21 protein-coding genes are annotated in these 19,597 nt (G+C 69.1%); 13 read left to right on the top strand and 8 right to left on the bottom strand.

All coding sequences use genetic code 11. From position 1 onward, the window contains the following. The first annotated feature begins 21 nt into the window (after nucleotides 1-21). From Q4P07_RS02470 to Q4P07_RS02445, 6 genes are all read left to right on the top strand, one after another. Nucleotides 22-492: a MarR family winged helix-turn-helix transcriptional regulator gene (locus Q4P07_RS02470; RefSeq protein ID WP_303373306.1), complete on the top strand. Its 471-nt coding sequence runs from the start codon at nucleotides 22-24 to the stop codon at nucleotides 490-492. 87 nt (nucleotides 493-579) lie between these two features. Beyond that, on the top strand, nucleotides 580-2,664 hold the full coding sequence (locus tag Q4P07_RS02465) for an elongation factor G (RefSeq protein ID WP_303373305.1): 2,085 nt from the start codon (nucleotides 580-582) through the stop codon (nucleotides 2,662-2,664). A gap of 96 nt (nucleotides 2,665-2,760) precedes the next feature. Next, nucleotides 2,761-3,093 (top strand): helix-turn-helix transcriptional regulator, encoded by a 333-nt coding sequence (locus Q4P07_RS02460; protein WP_303373304.1) that lies wholly within the window; start codon nucleotides 2,761-2,763, stop codon nucleotides 3,091-3,093. Next, nucleotides 3,086-3,913, top strand: a complete 828-nt coding sequence (locus Q4P07_RS02455) for an SRPBCC domain-containing protein (RefSeq protein WP_303373303.1) — start codon at nucleotides 3,086-3,088, stop codon at nucleotides 3,911-3,913. Before Q4P07_RS02460 ends, Q4P07_RS02455 begins: the two co-directional genes overlap by 8 nt. After that, a complete protein-coding gene (locus tag Q4P07_RS02450) occupies nucleotides 3,910-4,254 on the top strand; it encodes a TfoX/Sxy family protein (RefSeq protein ID WP_303373302.1) in 345 nt (114 codons plus the stop codon). The genes Q4P07_RS02455 and Q4P07_RS02450 overlap by 4 nt, the downstream gene beginning before the upstream one ends. Nucleotides 4,255-4,308: 54 nt before the next feature. Continuing rightward, nucleotides 4,309-5,316 (top strand): endonuclease/exonuclease/phosphatase family protein, encoded by a 1,008-nt coding sequence (locus Q4P07_RS02445; RefSeq protein ID WP_303373301.1) that lies wholly within the window; start codon nucleotides 4,309-4,311, stop codon nucleotides 5,314-5,316. Nucleotides 5,317-5,319: 3 nt separating this feature from the next. Here the strand turns inward: Q4P07_RS02445 and Q4P07_RS02440 are convergent, their stop codons facing one another. Both Q4P07_RS02440 and Q4P07_RS02435 read right to left on the bottom strand, forming a co-directional pair. Further along, a complete protein-coding gene (locus Q4P07_RS02440; protein ID WP_303373300.1) occupies nucleotides 5,320-5,544 on the bottom strand; it encodes a hypothetical protein in 225 nt (74 codons plus the stop codon). A 55-nt stretch (nucleotides 5,545-5,599) separates the two neighbouring features. Further along, on the bottom strand, nucleotides 5,600-7,660 hold the full coding sequence (locus tag Q4P07_RS02435) for a M3 family metallopeptidase (protein WP_303373299.1): 2,061 nt from the start codon (nucleotides 7,658-7,660) through the stop codon (nucleotides 5,600-5,602). A gap of 112 nt (nucleotides 7,661-7,772) precedes the next feature. Here Q4P07_RS02435 and Q4P07_RS02430 point away from each other — a divergent pair, with 112 nt between their 5' ends. After that, on the top strand, nucleotides 7,773-9,308 hold the full coding sequence (locus tag Q4P07_RS02430) for a S10 family peptidase (RefSeq protein ID WP_303373298.1): 1,536 nt from the start codon (nucleotides 7,773-7,775) through the stop codon (nucleotides 9,306-9,308). Here the strand turns inward: Q4P07_RS02430 and Q4P07_RS02425 are convergent. Continuing rightward, entirely contained in the window at nucleotides 9,305-10,345 is a 1,041-nt protein-coding gene (locus Q4P07_RS02425; protein ID WP_303373297.1) for a DMT family transporter, read from the bottom strand. The two genes, Q4P07_RS02430 and Q4P07_RS02425, sit on opposite strands and share 4 nt — an antisense overlap. Before the next feature lie 107 nt (nucleotides 10,346-10,452). Here Q4P07_RS02425 and Q4P07_RS02420 point away from each other — a divergent pair, with 107 nt between their 5' ends. After that, nucleotides 10,453-11,040 carry a CGNR zinc finger domain-containing protein gene (locus Q4P07_RS02420; protein WP_303373296.1) on the top strand — a complete coding sequence of 196 codons (588 nt, stop codon included), beginning with the start codon at nucleotides 10,453-10,455 and terminating at the stop codon, nucleotides 11,038-11,040. On the opposite strand, the gene Q4P07_RS02415 is transcribed toward Q4P07_RS02420, so the two are convergent. Both Q4P07_RS02415 and Q4P07_RS02410 read right to left on the bottom strand, forming a co-directional pair. Continuing rightward, nucleotides 11,016-11,756, bottom strand: a complete 741-nt coding sequence (locus Q4P07_RS02415; RefSeq protein WP_303373295.1) for a hypothetical protein — start codon at nucleotides 11,754-11,756, stop codon at nucleotides 11,016-11,018. The two genes, Q4P07_RS02420 and Q4P07_RS02415, sit on opposite strands and share 25 nt — an antisense overlap. A gap of 5 nt (nucleotides 11,757-11,761) precedes the next feature. Next, nucleotides 11,762-11,926, bottom strand: a complete 165-nt coding sequence (locus tag Q4P07_RS02410) for a CopG family transcriptional regulator (RefSeq protein WP_303373294.1) — start codon at nucleotides 11,924-11,926, stop codon at nucleotides 11,762-11,764. 62 nt (nucleotides 11,927-11,988) lie between these two features. Here Q4P07_RS02410 and Q4P07_RS02405 point away from each other — a divergent pair, with 62 nt between their 5' ends. Further along, nucleotides 11,989-12,303 (top strand): YciI family protein, encoded by a 315-nt coding sequence (locus Q4P07_RS02405; protein ID WP_303373293.1) that lies wholly within the window; start codon nucleotides 11,989-11,991, stop codon nucleotides 12,301-12,303. A gap of 3 nt (nucleotides 12,304-12,306) precedes the next feature. On the opposite strand, the gene Q4P07_RS02400 is transcribed toward Q4P07_RS02405, so the two are convergent. Beyond that, a complete protein-coding gene (locus Q4P07_RS02400; RefSeq protein WP_303373292.1) occupies nucleotides 12,307-13,221 on the bottom strand; it encodes a carbamate kinase in 915 nt (304 codons plus the stop codon). Between the two features lie 232 nt (nucleotides 13,222-13,453). Between Q4P07_RS02400 and Q4P07_RS02395 the strand changes: the two genes are divergently transcribed. Further along, on the top strand, nucleotides 13,454-14,056 hold the full coding sequence (locus tag Q4P07_RS02395; protein ID WP_303373291.1) for a DedA family protein: 603 nt from the start codon (nucleotides 13,454-13,456) through the stop codon (nucleotides 14,054-14,056). Between the two features lie 110 nt (nucleotides 14,057-14,166). Here Q4P07_RS02395 and Q4P07_RS02390 read toward each other — a convergent pair whose 3' ends face one another. Then, nucleotides 14,167-14,988 carry a thioredoxin domain-containing protein gene (locus Q4P07_RS02390; protein ID WP_303373361.1) on the bottom strand — a complete coding sequence of 274 codons (822 nt, stop codon included), beginning with the start codon at nucleotides 14,986-14,988 and terminating at the stop codon, nucleotides 14,167-14,169. A gap of 41 nt (nucleotides 14,989-15,029) precedes the next feature. On the opposite strand from Q4P07_RS02390, the gene thpR reads away from it, so the two are divergent. After that, nucleotides 15,030-15,599, top strand: coding sequence for an RNA 2',3'-cyclic phosphodiesterase (gene thpR, locus Q4P07_RS02385; protein WP_303373290.1), 570 nt, complete (start codon nucleotides 15,030-15,032; stop codon nucleotides 15,597-15,599). A gap of 18 nt (nucleotides 15,600-15,617) precedes the next feature. Here thpR and Q4P07_RS02380 read toward each other — a convergent pair whose 3' ends face one another. After that, nucleotides 15,618-17,222 (bottom strand): metallophosphoesterase, encoded by a 1,605-nt coding sequence (locus tag Q4P07_RS02380; RefSeq protein ID WP_303373289.1) that lies wholly within the window; start codon nucleotides 17,220-17,222, stop codon nucleotides 15,618-15,620. A gap of 64 nt (nucleotides 17,223-17,286) precedes the next feature. Here Q4P07_RS02380 and Q4P07_RS02375 point away from each other — a divergent pair, with 64 nt between their 5' ends. Together Q4P07_RS02375 and Q4P07_RS02370 are read left to right on the top strand one after the other, a co-directional pair. After that, complete coding sequence (locus tag Q4P07_RS02375) at nucleotides 17,287-18,966, top strand: FAD-binding dehydrogenase (RefSeq protein ID WP_303373288.1); 1,680 nt, start codon at nucleotides 17,287-17,289, stop codon at nucleotides 18,964-18,966. Between the two features lie 82 nt (nucleotides 18,967-19,048). Further along, nucleotides 19,049-19,549: an NUDIX hydrolase gene (locus Q4P07_RS02370; RefSeq protein ID WP_303373287.1), complete on the top strand. Its 501-nt coding sequence runs from the start codon at nucleotides 19,049-19,051 to the stop codon at nucleotides 19,547-19,549. The last annotated feature ends 48 nt before the right edge of the window (nucleotides 19,550-19,597 follow it).

Raw genomic sequence — 19,597 nt, 5'->3', positions numbered from 1 at the left:
GAACTCGGAGGTGCGGTAACGATGGTCGCGCGGCCTGATGTCTCGCTGCTGTGCGCGCAGATTGCCGCGGCCGAGGCAGAGCTGCACACGATCGCCATGCGCCTTGCCCCGCCCCTGCCCATCCCGACCGACCTGACCATCCGGCAGCTGCAGGTGCTCGCGATCCTGCGGTCCGCGCCTGACTCCACCGGGCAGGCGTTGGCCGACCTTCTCGGGGTGTCCACGCCGACCATCAGCGGGATCATCGACCGGGTGGCGTGCAAGGACTGGGTGGAGCGCAGGCCCGACCCGCAGGATCGCCGTCGGGTGCTCCTGCGCGTGACTGCCGCCGCCGAGCACATGCTGGCCGAGCTCGAGGTCCCGGCACAGGAGGCCAAGGCGGTCGTCTTCGAGCGGCTCTCCGCGGACGAGCTGGCCGATGTGGCCAGGCTCTACGACCGGCTGCGCGACATCGCCCGTGACCTTCTCGCCGAGGGTTCCGACACCGCTTAGGCTGACCCGCCGGGCGCCGCCCACGTTGCCGGCGCCGGCCCACCTAGCCCCTGATCCACCCTGAGCGCGCAGGGATAGGTTGAGAGCATGAACCGCAGCGGCGCGTCATTTGCTTCCCCGTCGTCTCCCGCCCAGATTCGCAGCGTGGTCCTGGTCGGACCCCAGGGGACGGGTAAGAGCGCATTGCTGGAGCAGATCACCTCCGGGACGCTCGGACACGTCAAGGAGGCGGAGGGGGCCTCGACCGGACTGGGGGTGGCCAGCGCCGTGCACCAGCCGACGGGGACGGTCGTCACGCTGGTGGACAGCCCCGGACGACCCGACTTCGTGGGGGACGTGCGCGCAGGGCTGAGGGCTGCCGATGCCGTGCTCTTCGTGGTCGCAGCCGGCAGCGGGATCGACGAGGCGACCAGGATGCTGTGGCGCGAGTGCGAGGCGGTGGGGGTGCCGAGGGCGATCGCGGTGACCCAGCTGGAGTTGGCGCGCGCCGACTGGGACAGCGTGGTGGCTGACTGTCGCCGGGTCTTCGGTGCGGCAGTGCCGCTGGCGCTTCCCGTGCTCGAGGGCGATCCAGTAGAGCTCGCCGGGGTGATCGACCTGCTGGAGCAGAGCCGGACCGACGCGACGGGCGGCGTCATACCCCTGGCGAAGGAAGAGAAGGAGGAGCTGGCGGAGGCCCGCGGCACCCTCATCGAGTCGATCATCGAGCAGTCCGAGGACGAGTCGCTGCTGGACCGCTATCTCTCCGGTGAGGAGCTGGAGCCGGAGGGGTTGCGGGCTGACCTGTCCAAGGCCACCGCCACGGCCCGCTTTTTCCCGATCGTGCCCGTCAATCCACCGACGGGAGTCGGCGTCCCTGCGCTGCTGGACCTGATCGTCGACGCCTTCCCCTCACCCGAGGTGGCGTGGCTGCCGCAGGTGATGACGACCTCCGGCGGCGACTTCGGCGGACTCTGCGCTGATCCGGACGGGCCGTTGGTCGCACAGGTCATCCGCACCACCACCGATCCCTATGTCGGGCGCCTCTCACTGGTCCGGATCTTCTCCGGCACGCTGCACGCCGATGACCGGCTGCACGTCAGCGGTCACCTCGAGTGGGTCTACGGACGTGAGGTGGAGGGCCACCCCGGCCACGACGACGAGGACGAGCGGCTCGGTCAAATCACGTCGCCGGTGCCCGGTGGTGTCCTGACCCGCAGCTCGGCGATCGCCGGCGAGATCGTGCTCGTCTCCAAGCTGGTCACCGCCCAGACCGCCGACACCATCTCGACCGCGGCGGCGCCTGCTGTCGTGGAGCCCTGGCTCCTGCCTGAGCCGCTGCTGCCCGTTGCCATCGCGGCCGCGGCGAAGAAGGATGAGGACAAGCTCGCCACCAGCCTGCAACGCCTGCTCGCCGAGGACCTGACCCTGCGGCTGGAGCGCAACGCCGAGACGCACCAGCTCGTGCTGTGGACGATCGGGCCCGCGCACGTCGACGAGGTGCTCGCCCGGCTGGGCGGCCAGCACCATGTCGAGGTCACCACCGAGGAGGTCAGGACCTCGCTGCGGGAGACCTTCGTGCGGCGGGTGCAGGCCCAGGGGCGCTTGGTCAAGCAGTCCGGTGGCCACGGGCAGTATGCCGTGGTCAACCTGGAGATCGAGCCACTCCCGCGCGGTGCCGGCTTCGAGTTCGTGGACAAGGTGGTCGGGGGGGCGGTGCCGCGACAGTACATCCCGTCCGTGGAGCGAGGAGCGCGCAGCCAACTGCAGGCCGGTGTGCTCGCCGGTTATCCATGCGTCGACGTGCGCGTCACCCTGCTCGACGGCAAGGCGCACTCGGTCGATTCCTCAGATCTGGCCTTCCAGAACGCCGCCGCACTGGCCATGCGTGAGGCTGCCAACGAGTCGACGGTGTCCTTGTTGGAGCCGGTAGACACGGTGGAGGTCACCGTCGGGGATGACCATGTCGGGACGCTCCTGGCGGACCTGCGCGGTCGGCGTGCCCAGGTGCAGTCCACCCAGCCCGCCGACCTGGAGGGCTACACGATGGTCACTGCGGACGTGCCTCAGCACGAGCTGTCGCGCTACCCGATCGACCTGCGCTCCGTGGGCCGGGGCACCGGGTCCTTCACCCGGGCCTTCGCCCGCTACGACTACCTCCCAGCGGCGCTCGCGCGCGATCTCATCAGCTGACCGGGCGGTCGCTCCTGCCACTCCGGACGGTCGGTCCTGCCATCGGGACTATACAAATGGCCATTGGTGGTAGGTTACGGGCGTGAGGAGCCAAAGATGACCGAGGTCGCAGCGGACCTAGATCGAACGTTTCGAGCCTTAGCCGAGCCGCACCGTCGCGCCATCCTGTCCTCGGTCCGCCAGCAGCCCCGCGCGGTCGGCGAGATCGCGGCCGCGCTCGGGTTGTCGCAGCAGATCGTGTCGCACCACCTCAAAGTGCTGCGGGCCGCTGGGCTGGTGACCGGCTCGCGGTCCGGCACTCGTCATCTGTTCGCCGTGCGAGCGGAAGGCCTGGCTGTCGGGAAAGGGTTCTTCGACGACTTCTGGCCGGAGCGACTGAGCGCGCTCAAGCAGGCAGTGGAGTCGTCGGCTCGGACCAGTGATGGCTGAGCACCGGACGTCGATCGAGATCGAGGCGCCCCCGCATCACGTGTTCGACTTTTTGGTGACCGACGCCGGGATGACCTCGTGGATGGGGCAGTGGGCATCCCTGGACCCGGTGCCCGGCGGCCAGTTCGCGGTCGACATCGCCGGCTACCCGGCTCGAGGAGTGTTTCTCGAGGTTGATCCGCCCCGCCGGGTGACCGTCTCCTGGGGCTTTGCCGGCAACGAGGCCTTGCCGCCAGGTTCGTCGACGGTGACCTTCGAGCTGACGCCGATCAGCACCGGCACTCGGGTCGAGGTCGTCCACGCCGGTCTGCCGGAGGGGGACGTTCCTGGCCACATAGCGGGATGGAACCACTTCCTGCCCCGGCTCACCCGAGCCGTTGCTGGCGAGCAGCTCCCGCCCGACACCTGGACACCCGACGCTGAACACCAACGATCCGAAGGAGCCGCCATGCCGAACCTGGATGACGATGCCAACTCAACCGTGGACGCTTATCACCAAGCGTGGACCAGCGGTGACGTCGAGCAGGCACTGACCTACGTCTCGGAAGACGTTCGCTGCTTCGCCCCCGACGAGAGCGTCACCACGAAAACCGACTGGCGTGATTATCTGGCCGGCTTCGTGCCGATGCTGACGGGGACACCTGAGCACAGTCGAATGGCGGACGGCGATCGGGTCGCGCTGTGGTACTTCCCGCAGACCGAGGTAGCGAAGACGACCCTCGCGAGTGAGTTGTTCACCGTGCGAGAGGGACAGATCGTCGAGATCCGTCTCGCCTTCGATCGCCTCGGCTACCTCCCGCAACACCAGCAGCCGGCATGACCTCAACCTCGGTCGACCCGGCGCGCGCACTGATGGACCGGATCCGCACGTTTCTGCCAGATCGGGACCTGCGCGAGGTGCGGATGTTTGGTGTGCTCTCCCTCATGGTCGACGGCGCAATGGCGGTCGCCGCGCACAAGGACGGCAGCCTTCTCGTCCGCGTCGACCCAGCCGAAGACGCTCGGCTGCTGCGGCACCCAGAGGCGTCCCGCGCGGAGATGGGTGCGGGTCGCTCGATGGGCGCAGGGTGGATCCGAGTGGAGGCGACGGCGCTGGACGCGGACGCAGCCCTCATCGGCTGGCTGGAGGCCGCCGCCCGTAAGGCAGCGCGCCTCACCTGAGTCGAGCCTCACGATGAGCGGTAGGTAGCTCGCGGCTCTGCCATGCTGGGGCACATGCCGTCGAGGACAGGTGGCGAGTCCACCCATACTCCGCCGGGGCCGATGCCGACCGAGGTCGAGGCTGACCTGGCGGGACTGGACGCGGAGTTGGACCGGGTGGTGCCGCTCAAGTCCGCCACCAACCTGCTCATCGGCACCTGGAATGTGCGCGCTCTGGGCGGCTACACCGATCGATGGACGTCCCGCACGACGGACAGCCCCAAGCGAGACTGGCACTCGATGGCCTGCATCGCCCGGGTCCTGGCCCGCTTCGACGTCACCGCTATCCAGGAGACGAGACGGGAGACCAGTGCGCTGTTCGCGATCCTGTCGTTGCTGGGACCGGACTACAGGGTCATCGCCTCCGACGTCACCGAGGGCGACAAGGGCAACAGTGAGCGACTGGCGTATGTCTACGACTCGAGGCGCGTCCAGCCCTCGGGCCTGGTCGGTGAGATCGTCCTACCCCCGCAGGCCCAGAACAACGTCGACCAGTTTGCCCGCACTCCCTATGCGGCCGGATTCGTGCGGAACGAGGTCGAGTTCATCCTCACCACGGTCCACGTGCTGTGGGGCCTGCGGCCCGCCGACCGGTTGCCGGAGCTTGCCGCCTTTGCCCGGTGGATGAGGTCGTGGGCAGATCGCCCCAAGGACTGGAACCGTAACCTCATGGTGCTCGGCGACTTCAACATCGACCGGCACGAGGACCCCCTGTGGCAGGAGTTCTTCGCGACCGGGCTCTACCCGCCCGCGGTGTTGCACGATGTGAGCCGGACCATCTTCGACGACGACCGCGACCGCCACTCCTACGACCAGATCTCCTGGTTCACCCCCACCCGGCCGGACGGCACGACCGAGACCCGCCTTGAGGGCATCACCTTCGGCCAGGTCGGCGGCAACGTCGACTTCGTGCCGCACGTGCTCACCGGGTCAGGGCTAGACCGTTCCCAGATGTCGTGGCGGATCAGCGACCACTATCCCCTGTGGCTCGAATTCACGGTCTCGCAGGGAGCTTGGGGGTGAGCCCTAGAGGGAGCGCTCAGGCGGACTCGGAAAACCAGCACGCGCATCCGCCTCGTCGATGTCGTGCTTGCGCTCCCGCTCGCTCCTGGTGTGTCGCACGATGTGCACCGCCAGGACGACGAGGAGCACCAGCAGCAACGCCACCGGGATGCTGGATTGGGTCAACGCCCACCAGATCACCAGCCCCAGCCCGATCAGCGCATAGACGAGAGACATTTTCTTCGACATCGCAACCTCCAGTCGCTTCTTTCAAACTAGCACCGGCCGCCGCTGAAGTGTGGACTTAGCTCGCTAGACCCAGACGCGCCAGCAGGTGCTTCACCTCTGGGTCGGCGCCGCGGAAGCGGCGGTAGGACTCCATCGCCTCGATCGAGCCACCCCGGCCCAGGAGCTCACGGCGGAAGTGGTCGCCGGCGGCGCGCGTCATACCTCCTGCGTTGTCCTCGTCGCCCTGCTCGCGGAACCACGCGACCGTGTCGGCATCCATGACCTCGGACCAGAGGTAGGAGTAGTAACCAGCGGAGTAGCCACCGCCGAAGATGTGGTGGAAGTAGGCGGAGCGATAGCGTGGCGGCACCAGCGGGTGAGCGGCGCCGAGCCGCTCCAGAGCGGCAGCCTCGAAGGCCTCCACCCCGCTGCCGTCCTCGGGCAGGTCGACCAACGGCGTCTGGTGCCAGGCCTGGTCGAGCAGCATCGCCGAGAGCAGCTCGAGGGTGTCGCGGCCGCTCTCCTGGCGGTTGGCCACGAGCGCGTCGACCCACTCGGCCGGCACCGGCTCACCGGTTTCGTGGTGGCGGGCGTATGCCGCGATGAGGCTCGGCTCCCAGGCCCAGATCTCGTTGACCTGGCTGGGGAACTCGACGAAGTCGCGAGGGACGGAGGTGCCCGAGCGGGAGGGATAGCGGACATCGGAGAGCAGCCCGTGCAGGTCGTGCCCGAACTCGTGGAAGAGCGTGATGACGTTGTCCCACGTCATCAGGCTCGGTGAGCCCTGCGCCGGCGGCGGGACATTGCAGGTGTTGGTGACGACCGGCTGGGTGCCCAGCAGGTGCGACTGGTCGACGAGCGAGGTCATCCAGGCGCCACCCTGCTTGGTCGGGCGGGTGTAGGGGTCGATGACGACCGCGCCGAGGGTGCTGCCGTCCTCCTCCAGGACCTCGAAGACACGAGCCTGTGCGGTGTAGCCGACGAGCTCGGGACGCTCGACGAAGGTGATGCCGTAGAGCGCGGTCGCCGCGGCGAAGACGCCCTCGGTCAGGACCCGCTCGAACTCCAGGTAGGGCTTGAGCTGGTCGGTGTCGAAGGAGCTCGCTGCCGCCTCCTTCGCCGCCAGGAACTGCCAGTCCCAGGGCTCCAGCGTGGCGTCCGGGTCCAGATCGGCAAGGCGGGCGGCCAGGACCGCAGCCTCCTTGCCGGTCAGCTCCTGGATGCCGGGCGTGAGGCGGGCCAGGATGTCGTTGACCGCCTCCGTCGTGCGGGCGCAGCCGACCTCCTGGGCGTAGGCGGCGTGGTGGGGATAGCCCAGCAGCTCTGCCCTCTCGGCGCGCAGGCGCGCGATGGTGACCAGGCGGTCGCGGTTGTCGTGCGCACCGGAAAGTCCCCGGGTCACCGACGCGCGATAGATGCGTTCGCGTAGGCCGCGGTCCGCCAGGCTGTCCAGGAGCGGCTGGCCGGAGGTGTTGACGATCGGGATCAGCCAACCGTCGAGATCGCGCGCCTGCGCAGCGGCCCGAAGCCCAGCCTTGTCGCCCTCGGACAGGCCAGCGAGCTCTGCCTCGTCCGCGACGTGGACGGCGGCGGCGTTGCGCGCGGCGGTGAGGGCGGTGTCGAACTGCGTCGAGTGGGTCGCGAGCTCGGCGTTGAGCTCGCGCAGGCGTGCCTGCTGCTCCTGCGGCAGGTTGATCCCACCGCGCTCGTAGGCCTTGAGCCGCTCGGCGAGGTTGAAGGCGTCCTGCTCATCCAGCTCGATCTGCCCGCCCTCAGCAGCGGCATTGAGCTGACGGAGCCGCTCATAGAGGGCGCGGTTGAGCATGATCGCGTCGGTGTGCGCGGCCATCTTGGGCGCGAACTCGGCCATGATCGCGTCGCGTTCGGGGTTGGTGTCTGCCGAGCGTGCGACCCAGAAGGCGGCCAGCGCCCGGTCAAGCGTCGCGCCGCTGCGCTCGCTGGCCTCCAGGACGTTGGCGATGGTCGCCGGCGAGGTGTCGGTGGCGATCACGTCGAGCTCGGCGAGGTGCTGCTCCATCCCCGCGGCCAGGGCCTCACGCACGTGCGCGTCGGTCAGGGTGGCGTAGTCAGGCAGGGAGAAGGGCAGCGTCGAGGGGGCCAGCAGCGGGTTGGTCATGACTCCATCCAAACATCCACCACCGACGTCGGCGCGCGCGCGGACCGCGAGAAGGTGGTCGGGGCACTCGTTCGAGGGCTCCGGGTCCGACGGCGTGACTAGTGTTGAACCCATGACCGACACGGAACCCAGCACCGGCACCAAAGGCGAGGGCAAGGCCACGCAGACCTCTGCTGCGGCCGCAGAGCGCCCCGAGCCCCGCGACCTCCTGATCGAGACCAGCCACACCCTTGCCACGGCTGATGGCGACCTGACCTATACCGCGCGCACCGGCCGCATCGTGTTGCGCGAGGAGGAGGTGAAGGACGATGTCTTCGAGGGCTGGAAGGCGCGCGCGGAGCTGGCGGTCACGGCATACACGCTGGAGTTGGACGGGCCGGACGACGCCGCCCGCGCCACCAAGCGCAGAGACCGTCCGATCACGTTCGTCTTCAACGGCGGACCCGGGTCCAGCTCGGTGTGGCTGCACCTGGGCCTGCTCGGACCGCGGATCGTGGACGCAGGGGAGCCGCACCAGCCGACCCCTCCCCCCTACGCGCTCATCGACAACCCCGAGACGCTGCTGCGGGTCTCCGACCTGGTCTTCATCGACCCGATGTCGACCGGACAGTCGCGCGCGGTCGAGGGCGGCAAGGCCAAGGATTACCACGGCTGGAAGAAGGATGTCGAGCAGGTCAGCGAGGTGATCCGGCTGTGGTGCACGCGCGAGGACCGCTGGATGAGCCCGAAGTTTGTGTGCGGCGAGTCCTACGGGACGACGCGGGCGGTGTCGGTGGCGGCGCACCTCTTCGAGCGCTTCGGTCTGCAGCTCAACGGCCTCGTGCTGATCTCCAGCGTGCTCGACTTCGGCACCCAGGACTTCCGTTTCCTGCGACACGACGAAGCCTGCCTGTCCTACCTGCCGACCTATGCGGCGATCGCGCACTTCCACGGCAAACACCCCGGGCGGTCGCTGCGTGAGCTGCTCACCGAGGCGGAAGAGTTTGCCAGTGGCCGCTACCGCTGGGCGCTCTCGCGCGGCAACCGGCTCACCCAGGAGGAGAGGTATGGCGTGGCCGCCGACCTTGCGCGCCTCACCGGCCTCTCCGAGGACTACGTGCAGCGGTGCGACCTGCGCCCAGAGCACTGGCGCTTTTGCACCGAGCTGTTGCGCGACCAGGGCCAGACGGTGGGTCGGATCGACGGCCGGGTGGTCGGGACGCTGCACTCCGGGATCGCCGAGGGGATGGACGCGGACCCGAGCATCGACCTGATCATGGGGCCGTATGCGGCGGCGATCCATCACTACCTGCGCCACGAGCTGAGGTCCGAGCTCGACCTGCCGTATGCGGTGTTCTCGGACGCGATCGACACCTGGTCCTACAAGGAGTTCGAGGGCAAGCCGATCAATGTCACCGACAAGCTCGAGCGGGTGATGCGCGCCAACCCGCACCTGCGGGTCCGCGTCGAATACGGCTACTACGACCTCGCCACGCCCTACGGCGCGGCCGAGGACATGGTCGCGCACCTGCGGCTGCCTGACTCGGCGTTGGAGCGGATCGAGCACGCGTGGTTCGAGACCGGCCACATGCCCTATCTCGGCGAAGCGACCCGCATCGAGGAAGCCGAGGGGATCACCGACTTCGTCCGCCGGGCGAGCGTCAACTAGGAGTTGGCGTCGGCGGCGGGAAGGACCGGGGAGGGGACGTCGATGTGGGGCTCGTCCGGGGCTTCGTCGAGCTTGACGGCGATGACTCCGACGAGGATGAGCAGGCCGCCCAGCAGCTGGATCGTGGCCGGCATCTCGCCCAACAGCAGCCAGGCCCACAGCACGGCGAACATCACCTCGGTCAGCCCGACGAAGGAGGCGACCTTGGCGCCGAGTCGGCGGTTGGCGGCGATCCCGGTCACGTAGGCGATGGCGGCCGCAACGATGCCGAGCCAGATCAGCGGCACCCACCACGGGAGCGAGACCCCGGCCAGGACCGCGTCGGTAGTGCTGATCTCGAAGGGCACGATCTGCAGCATGCCGACCAGCAGGAGCATCACGGCGCCGACCGCCATGCCGAGGCAGGCGAAGGCGATCGGCGGCAGCCCGTTGGAGTCGTCGGCCCCGATAACGAAGAAGATGGCCAGGCCCACCGCAGCGCCGAGTCCGAAGAGCACCCCCAGCGTGCTGACCTGGACGTCGCCCAGGACGTCGAGGATGAGCACCAGGCCGAGGATGGCCAGCCCCATCCCGATCATCGTGAGTCGACGCGGCCGATGGCCGTTGGCCAGCCACAACCAGGCGACGACGAGGATCGGACCCAGGTATTCGATCATCAGCGCGACGGCGACGGAGAGTTCGCGGACGGCGAGGAAGTAGAACAGCTGGCAGCCACCGACGGCGAAGGTGCCGAACAGTCCGATCTGCACCCAGGTCTTGACCGAGCTCAGCAGCTGCCACCGACCGCGCATCGCTCGGGCCGTCGGCACCGCGAGGATGAGGGCGCCCACGGAGATCCGGACGGTCACCGCAGCGGCGGGCGACCAACCCTGGACCAGCGAACTCTTGGCGACCGCTCCCGCCGTGCCGAAGGTAGCGGCGCTCACGACCGCGAGCAGGAGACCGACGAGGAGCACGTGTTGCGCTGACGGCGTCTCGCGTGAGCTCGTCTCGCGCGGGCTCATCGTGGTGGCCTTTCGGGTCGAGGTCGCAGTCATGCGGGCCTCCTCTCGGCTCAGGGGCCGACATCGACGGCCACCGTGGGATCATGGGTGTCAGTCGTTGACGATCATGACGATAGACCCGAGGAGCGTCAGGAGTCAAAATGCAATTCACCCATGATACTGAGCTCGCGCTGCAAGGGGCTGCAGCCTTGGTCAACACTGCTGCTCAGGGCAGGTCCGAGGATGCCCTCGCCACCATCGGCGACCTCGACGACTTCGTCCGGACGTGGCGGTGGTCGGGGAGCCGCACCGGCGACCGTGCTGAGCTCGACGCCGTGCGTGCCCTCCGCCCCCAACTGGCCCAACTGTGGCAACGCGAAGAGCACGAGGTTGCCGCGATCGTCAACACGCTGCTGGCCGCAGCGCGGGCGCTGCCCCGCGTCGTCATCCACGACGAGTTCGGCTGGCACCTGCACGCGACCCCCGACGACGCGCCGCTGGCCACCCGGATGGCCGTCGAGGCCGCGATGGCCGTCGCCGACGTGCTGCGTGCAGATGAGCTGGGACGCCTTCGCACCTGCGAGGCCGATGACTGTGACGATGTCCACGTCGACCTGTCCCGCAACCGGTCACGACGCTTCTGCAGCACGACCTGCGGCAACCGGATGGCGGCTGCTGCCTACCGCGGGCGGGCGGCGCAGCGGGCGCAGGCCCTGAGCGCGGCTCAGTCGAGCTCGCCCAGGGTGTAGCCGTAGAGATCGGTCTGCTTCTCGTTGATCCAGATCTCCTTGACCCCGTCTGGATCAGCGATCTGCAGCGTGCGGCTGTGACCCTCGTCGATAAGCGCCGACTGAACCCCCGCGGCGTCCAGCAACGCCTTGGCCTCCTCGACGTTGCCAGCCCACTCGAACGCGAGCTCGGCCCCGACCGTGTCGGCGGCGTGGACGGCGAGGAGGCCACCGCCGTCGCAGCGGAAGTCCGTCCACATCTCGTCGTCGGCGAGGACCCGTGGACGGGCGTCGAGGGCGGTGAAGATCGATCGAGCGTGGCCACCGAGGGGGGTGTGCCAGATCGCCAGGGAGGTCAGCTCTCCTTGGGTCGGGCCAACACCTGCCGCGGCCGGGGTCACGCTGTCAAGGCTGAAGACAGTGCCGTCCTTGGCGTCGACCTGGGCGCTGGGGCCATGCGCCGTGTGCGCCAAGCTGATCGGGGCGCCCGCCGCAGCGGCTGCTTTGACGGCCCACTCCAGCGGGCTCGACGTCTCCAGGCCGATGGCGGAGGAGCCGGCGGGGCGGTCCTGGCTGCTGGCATGCAGGGCGATTCGCCCCGAGCCGAGCTGGTAGACGAGCCAGCCGGGGGCCTCGCTGATCAAGGTGCCGCCGAGAGCCGCCAGGATGGTGCGCCAGGCGGGGATGTCGGCGGTGAAGCGGATCGGTCGGGCGGTCAGATCGGCGATCGCGGTCATGGCGGTCACTTCCCGTCGAGGGTGGAGGGCGAAGGGGGCGTGGCGAGGTAGGCGAGCAGCACCTTCTCGACGAGGGCGGAGAGGCTGATGCCCTCGTCGATGCCGCGGTGCTTGATTTGGGTGATCAGATCCCGCGGCAAATACACGTTGAACTGCGATTTCTCTAGCATACCAAGAATGCTATCATGCTATATCGGGAACTCCGCAAGGGGTGTCCCTAAGATCGGGGTGCATGAGCCTCTACGTCGTCCATTACAGCTACTCCACCGACACTGCTGCCCGCGACGAGCACCGTCCGTCGCACCGCGAGTTCCTGAGCGACCTGGCCGAGGAGGGGGTGGTCCTGCTGTCCGGTCCCTACGCCGATGTCGACGAAGCGCCCGACGCCGCGCTGCTCATCCTGGCCGGCGACAGTGCCGCCGAGATCGCCGAGCTCCTGCGGGATGACCCGATGCAGCAACAGGGTCTGGTGGAGCAGGTCGCGGTCCGAGAGTGGACGCCGGTGCTCGGGAGCTGGGCTGCTGGACCCCTCGAGGGACAGCTCTGATCCTCAGCGCGCAGTGACATAGGTGCCGGCCCGGCCGTCAAGGAGAGCCTCGGCCTGCTCGAGGTTGCCGATCGCGGCCGCAGCGCCGGGGCCGGCCTCCTCCACGAAGCGGCAGACCGCCTCCACCTTGGGACCCATGGACCCTGCCGGGAGGTCGAGCGCGCGCAACTGCTCGGGAGTGGCGCGCCGAATTTCCCGCGCACGGTCGGTCCCGTAGTCCTCCATCACCGCCGGCACGTCGGTGAGCACGAGCAGCCGGTCGGCGCCGAGGCGGTTCGCGAGCAGGGCCGCGGACAGGTCCTTGTCGATGACCGCCTCGACGCCGTGGAGGTCGCCGCCCGGGGTGAGCACGACCGGCACCCCACCGCCGCCCGCGCAGATGACGATGGCCCCCTGCTGCAGCAGCCCATCGATCAGCCTCGTCTCGATGATCTCGCGCGGCTGGGGTGAGGGCACGACTCGGCGCCAGCCAGTGCCGTCCGCCTTCACCTGCCAGCCGTTCTTGTCCGCCAGCGCGCGGGCGGTCGCCTCGTCATACACCTCGCCGACAAACTTGGTCGGATTCCCAAACGCCGGGTCCTCTGCCTGGACCAGCGTCTGGTTGAGCACGGCGGCAAACTGCCGGTAGGGCCGCTCGTTGCCCAACGCCTGCAGGAGCCAGTAGCCGATCAGCCCCTGCGTCATGGCGCCCAGCGCGTCCAAGGGGTAGGGCTGTGTCAGGCGCGCATCCGCCGCGCTTTCTATCGCCAGCACCCCGACTTGTGGCCCGTTGCCGTGCGTGATGACGAGGTCATGGGCGTCCGTGAGCGGCGCGAGCGCCCGCATGGCTACGCGAATGTTGTCGACCTGAGCCTGGGCGTCCGGCACCTGGCCGCGTCGCAGCAACGCGTTGCCGCCGAGGGCGACGACGATTCTCATATCGAGAGTATGCCGTGCCGCGCCAGCTGGCCCTCGCCCTCGGGCGGCCAGACCTTGACTACCGCGTTCTTTTGGTAAGATTGCCCTTGCATATTGTTCGTGAGCCGCTTCGCTCGCACAAGAGGTCCCGCAGGAGGGGTTCCCATGACTGAACCCGTCCCGGCCTGCACGACAAGGACCCAGCGCCCGCCGCAGGACGCGGTCGCCGGACTGCCGAGCTGACGGCGGCATCATGGACTCCGGACTCTTCTCGAACTATCCCTTCGGCCTGGCTCTGGCCCTGCTCTTCGTCATCGGGATGCTGCGCGGACAGGCCACCTACTGGATCGCGCGCTATGTGACCGAGCAGGCGCTACGCCGCACTCGTCCCACCCGCGGTTGGCAGGTCCGGGTGCACCGCTGGCTCTCCAGCGAGGCAATCGGCCGGGGGCGAGATGCCATCCAGCGCTGCGGGATCGCGGCCGTACCCCTGTGCTACCTGACCGTCGGTGTCCAGACCGTCGTGCTCGCCTCGGCCGGGGTGTTGCGCACGCGATGGGTCCGTTTCACCCTGGCCCAGTCGCTCGGCGCGCTCGCGTGGGCGCTGATCTACTCGACGATCGGCTTTGCGGTATGGGCGGCGTTCTTCGAGCAGGCGCTCTCCAGCGGAGTCGCCGCAGTCCTGGTGGCAGCCGTGCTTGCCGCCGCGGTGGTCGCGTTTGCGCACCGTTGGTATGTCGTGCACATCCGGCGAGCGCGCATGGTCGCCGGCGACCATGGCCGCACTGGTCGGCCTGCCCAAGCCGGCGAGGAGCCCGTGGCGCAGCGTGGGCGCGGTGGATCCGGGTCGCTATAGCGACCCAAAGTCACCGCACAGCCTGACCCTGTGACGGTCGAACGCTCACGGAAGCGCGGGCGCGGTGGATCCGGGTCGCTATAGCGGCCCAGAGTCACCGCAGAGGATGGTCAGGACTCCCGAGCCTGCTGAGCCTTGGCGAGCTCCTGCTCGATGACGGAGACCATGTGCTCCGCCTCATAGGCGCCCTGCACGACCGACGTGTTGATGAGGAAGGTCGGGGTGGAGCTGATCCCGAGGGCGCGAGCCTCCTGCGTGTCGGCGGTCACCAGAGCGTCGAGGGCTTCGTCGTCCAACGCGACCTCGAACGCCTCCAGGTCCGGCACGCCGACCTCCCGCGCCATCGCGAGAAAGTCCTCGCGGGCCAACTCGGCATGGCCCTGAGTTGACTTGCCGAAGAGCGCCTTCTGGTAAGCCGCCAGCCGGTCCTGGGATGCAGCGGCCCGCGCCGCCACCGCCGACTGCTGAGACTGCTCCTCGAAGAGCACGAGGTCGCGGAACTCGATCCGAAGCGTCCCGTCATCGACGAGCGGCGTGAGCTCCGGTCGGATCTCCAGATGGAACTTGGCGCAGAAGGGGCAGCGGTAGTCGGCATACTCGATCATCACGACCGGCGCGTCGACGGAGCCGATGGCGAGCGGGTCGCCAGCGTCGCGTCGCTGAAGGTCGAGCATCATCTGCTGGACCTCCGGGGACGGGGGCTGCGGGGACGCCTCTGCGGGATCACCGGCGGGCGCGGGGGGGGCTGGCGCGGTGGGCGACGCGGGCGAGGCACCGGCACCGGCAACTGTCCCGGCACGGTCACCCACCGCCAGCCACACGATCAGTCCCACGACCAACGCGACAACGATGGTGGCGATCGCCCAGGCGATCGAAGCCACCCTGGAAGTGGGGGAGCGCTGATCGCCAGCGGGGGGAACGTCGGCTGGCATTGTCACCGGATCAGCGTGCCACATGCGTCACCATGGTCAGCATGCGTGCCTTCCTCGCCATCGTCCCGCCGCCGGAGGTGGTGGAGGCGCTCGAGGCCTTTGTCCAGCCACGCCGCGATGCGGTCGCCAGCCGCCGTGAATGGCGCTGGGTCAGGCCCGAGCACCTGCACCTGACGTTGGCCTTTCTGCCCGACCTGGAGGAGTGGCGCGAGGAAGTGCTGATCGAGGAGGGGCAGAGGTGGGCGGATCGACATACCCCTGCCGTCCTCACGCTCGTCGGTGCTGGTGCCTTCGCGGACCCGGGGGCGGCGCGGGTCCTCTGGGCCGGAGTGCGCGGGACCACCGCGCTGGAGCCCTGGGCCAAGGGCTTGCGCGCCGTGGCCAACCATGCCGGGGTCCGGGTCGACGGCACCCGCTTCCACCCGCACCTCACACTGGCGCGGGCCATCGGGCGCCCGCACCCCGCTGGCCAGTTGCTGCAGTCCCTGGACACCCTGAGCTCGCCCTCATGGGTGGCCTCGGAAGTGGTGCTGGTCGCTTCGCACTTGGGTCAGGGTCCCGGCGGCACGCCTCGGTATGAGGTGCGGCACGCTTGGCCTCTCCCCGCCTGACCGGGCACCAGGCGATCCTTAGGGGGTGACGGGCTGCGCCTGGGCGAGATCGCTGACCTGGACCCCCAGGTCCCTGCCGCAGGTGCGGTCGAGCGGGGTGCTCGCCTGCAGCGTGCGACCGTTGATGATGCTGATGTCGTCGAACTGCGGACGCCCGGAGACCAGGTTGCGGTAGTTGTAGCGCGTCAGGCTGGTCACCGAGCAGTCCTGACCGACGGTGAGGATGTCGAAACTGTAGGGGTGGCCGACGAGTTCGCCAGCGGTCGCCGGGTCTTCCTTAGCCGCCTCGCGCGCCTCGTCGGTCAACGGTGGGATGCGGAACTGGTTGACCAGCCCGCCGCCGGTGAACGACCCGAGCTGGATGTGCTCGTTGTTGAGGGCCTGCACGTGCATGTGTCCGTTGATCGTCACCAGCGTGGCCCGCACCCGGTTGGCCGCGTACGGCTCGTGGGTTAGGACCAGATCGGTGGGCGGCGACCCAGCGGTCGCCTCCGTGAAGGCCCGGGCCGCCTTGACCTGTTGGTCGGCGAAGTCTTCGTCACGTTGGTTGAAATAGCGGTGGTCGTTGAAGCCGCTGATCGAGACGCCGTTGACGTCGATCCGTTGGAAGGTGCCGGCGGTCGGCTCCACCAGGAGGACGCCGGGCACCCGCGCCATTCGTCGCAGCATGGCATCGTCGGTGAGGGAGAGCGCGTCGTGGTTGCCGCTCACGAAGATGTAGGGAACGCCGAGGCTCTCGATACCGGAGTAGATGTCGGTGAGGTCGCCCTCGGCCGGTTCACCGAAGTTGATCAGATCACCGGTGTCGATGACGGCGTCGATTCCTTCGGTGGCGATGATCGCCCGCATCAACGGATACTGGTTGAGTCCGTGGATGTCGCTGACCAGCAGAAACCTGGCTGCGGCCGGTGCCGTCTCGGCATCGGGGTTGAACTCCTGCCGCACCGCGTCGGAGAGGGCGAGCAGGTTGGTCACATAGATCGCGCCCTGGTCCGCCTTGCGGCTCAGATCGTCCAGGATCCCCCGGTTGGTCTGCACCAGGGACAGCAAGGACGTGGCCCGGAACTCCGTGACGTTGGCAGTCCGATAAGTGAGGTATGCGGCAGCGCCGGGCCCGGCCAGGGCCAGCGCCGTCGCCAGTCCGGAGATGAGCACGACGTGACCGGCATGCCGAGGCCGAGCCACGGCATACGCGAGGAGCGCCAGCAAGGTGGTCCCCATCGCCCCGGCTGCGAACTTCCACGCCACCTCGGCAACGCCGGAGTCGATTGCCGCCCGGAGCTCGTCCGGGTGCGGTTGCAGGTCGGCGGAGTTCAGCCGGCCGGTGCGCAGCAGATCGGTGACCTCGTCGCGGACCTGCACCTGCGCGGTGAGGCCAGGTGCGGGCAGGAGACCGTCGAAGGTGAGGATCACGTCGCCGACGACCGTGGGCAGCTGCACGGTGGAGTCCAGGCGCGGCTCCACCGAGACGTCTGCCGTGAAGTATCGGGTCTGTGTTTGCACCGGCCACAGCGCCGTGGTGGCGACCCCGCCCATGAAGGCGACCAACGCCAGCAGGGCCACGACGACGGTTCGTCGCAGCCCGGTCCTCACGCCGCGGGGGATGTGCTCACGGATGCGCATCACCAGACAGCCTAATCCCGTCCGGCTCGAAGTCTTTGTCCTCCTTCGGCGCTACCCTCCGGTCATGGACGCAGACGTCATCGTGGTGGGGGCTGGGCTGGCCGGGCTGGTCGCGACGAGCGAGCTCGTGGCCGCGGGACGCAGGGTCGTGCTCGTCGACCAAGAGTCCACGACCTACCTGGGTGGGCAGGCCTGGTGGAGCTTTGGCGGGCTCTTCCTGGTGGACAGCCCGGAGCAGCGGCGGATGGGGATCAAGGACAGCTACGACCTGGCCTGGCAGGACTGGCGGGGGAGCGCGGGCTTCGACCGGCTCGGAGCTGCGGCCGAGCCGGGTCAGGACGACACCTGGGGCAGCCAGTGGGCCAGGTCCTACGTCGCGTGGGCGGCGGGGGAGAAACGGGCCTGGTTGCACGAGCTGGGGGTGCGCTTCTTCCCGGTGGTCGGGTGGGCCGAACGCGGGGACGGTATGGCGACCGGGCACGGCAATTCGGTGCCGCGGTTCCATCTCACCTGGGGGACCGGACCGGGGATCGTGGCGCCGTTCGAGGCGGCCGTGCGTGCCGGGGTGGAGTCAGGGCTGGTCACGCTGCGAGGGCGCCACAAGGTCACCGAGCTCGTCGTGACCGGTGGTGCTGTCACGGGGGTGCGGGGGCACCTGCTGGCGACCGATGAGGTGGAGCGTGGGGCGCCGTCCAGCCGGGAGATGGTGGGCGATTTTGAGCTGTGTGCGCAGGCGGTGATCGTCACCAGCGGCGGGATCGGCGCCAACACCGCGCTGGTCCGAGAGTTCTGGCCGCAGCGCCTCGGCGCGCCACCGGAGGACATGGTGACCGGCGTGCCCGCGTATGTCGACGGGTCGATGATCGATCCGCTCGTGGCGGCGGGGGCCCTGTTGGTCAACCGTGACCGGATGTGGCACTACGTGGAAGGCATCCCCAACCATTCGCCAGTCTGGCCGGGGCACGGCATCCGCATCCTGCCCGGGCCGAGCTCCCTTTGGCTGGACGCGACCGGTCGGCGGCTACCCGCCCCCTACCTGCCCGGTTTTGACACCCTGGGCACCCTGGCCCACCTGCGCACCACCGACCCCGACCATGACCACTCCTGGTTCATCGCCTCGCACACGATCCTCGGCAAGGAGTACGCCCTGTCCGGGTCGGAGCAAAACCCGGACCTGACCGGGAAGTCGGTCAGGGGCGTGCTTGGTCGGGTCACCACCGATGTGCCCGCGCCGGTGCAGGCGTTCGTCGACCATGGCGCTGATTTTGTCGAGGCCGCAACGGTCGAGGAGCTGGTGGCGAAGATGAACGCTCTCGTTGGCCAGGATCTGCTCGATCCCGTCGCGGTGCGCGAGATCGTCGAAGCGCGGGACCGAGAGCTGGCCAACGACTTCGGTAAGGACACCCAGACCGCGCTGGTGCGTGCCGCACGCAGGTCGCGCGGTGACAAGCTGATCAGGACCGCGGCGCCGCACCGTTTCCTGGACCCCAAGCACGGGCCGCTCGTGGGCATCCGGCTGCGGGTGCTCACCCGCAAGACGCTGGGGGGAGTGCAGACCGACCTGCACAGCCGGGCGCTCGGCGGTGACGGTGAGCCGATCCCGGGGCTGTATGCAGCGGGTGAGGTCGCCGGCTTCGGTGGCGGAGGGGTGCACGGCTACCGCTCGCTGGAGGGGACCTTCCTGGGTGGGTGCCTGTTTAGCGGCAGGGCAGCGGGGAGGTCGGCCGCGGTCGATGTGCGCTGACCGGACGATCGACAGTCACCGCGCGCGGCGCCGCAGACGCACGCGCGTGCCCTCAGCCCCGCTGATGTGGTGAGGTAGGGCCGTGGACTGGAGCACGGTGCGTCGCAAGGCGGGGACGGCTGCCCTGCTGGCTTTCCGGCTGACGCCGAACCCGATCAAGCGCCACGTCGTGCGCCTGGCGGCACCCAGCTATGTCGCGGGCGCAGTCTGCGTGCTCGAGCATGAGGGCGAGGTGCTCGTGCTGTGGCAACCGCACCGGAAGGGCTGGAGCCTGCCGGGAGGCTTTTTGGACAAGGGGGAGGACCCTGCCGACGCCGTCCGCCGCGAGGTGGCGGAGGAGGTCGGGCTGGACATCGAGGCGGGCGACCCGGTGGCCGTGCGGGTGGATGCGTCCGGGCAGGGCATCGACGTGATCTTCCGGGTCCGACTGGACCACCGGCCGGTCCTGCACCTGGCGACCGAGGCCCGCAAGGCTCGGTGGGTGGACCCGGACGACCTGACCGACGCGGATCGCAACACCCTCGGCATCCTTGCCACCCTGCGCGCCGCCGACGCCCCGAGGCGCCCCGGCCGCCTCGCCTGATCGACCCTGCGGATTGACCCGGCGGATCGACCCCGCTGATCGGCCCTG

Source organism: Ornithinimicrobium sp., assembly GCF_030537745.1.
Taxonomy (GTDB): domain Bacteria; phylum Actinomycetota; class Actinomycetes; order Actinomycetales; family Dermatophilaceae; genus Ornithinicoccus.
Note: the sequence above shows the minus strand (reverse complement) of the source record. Positions and strands in the feature narration are given on the sequence as shown.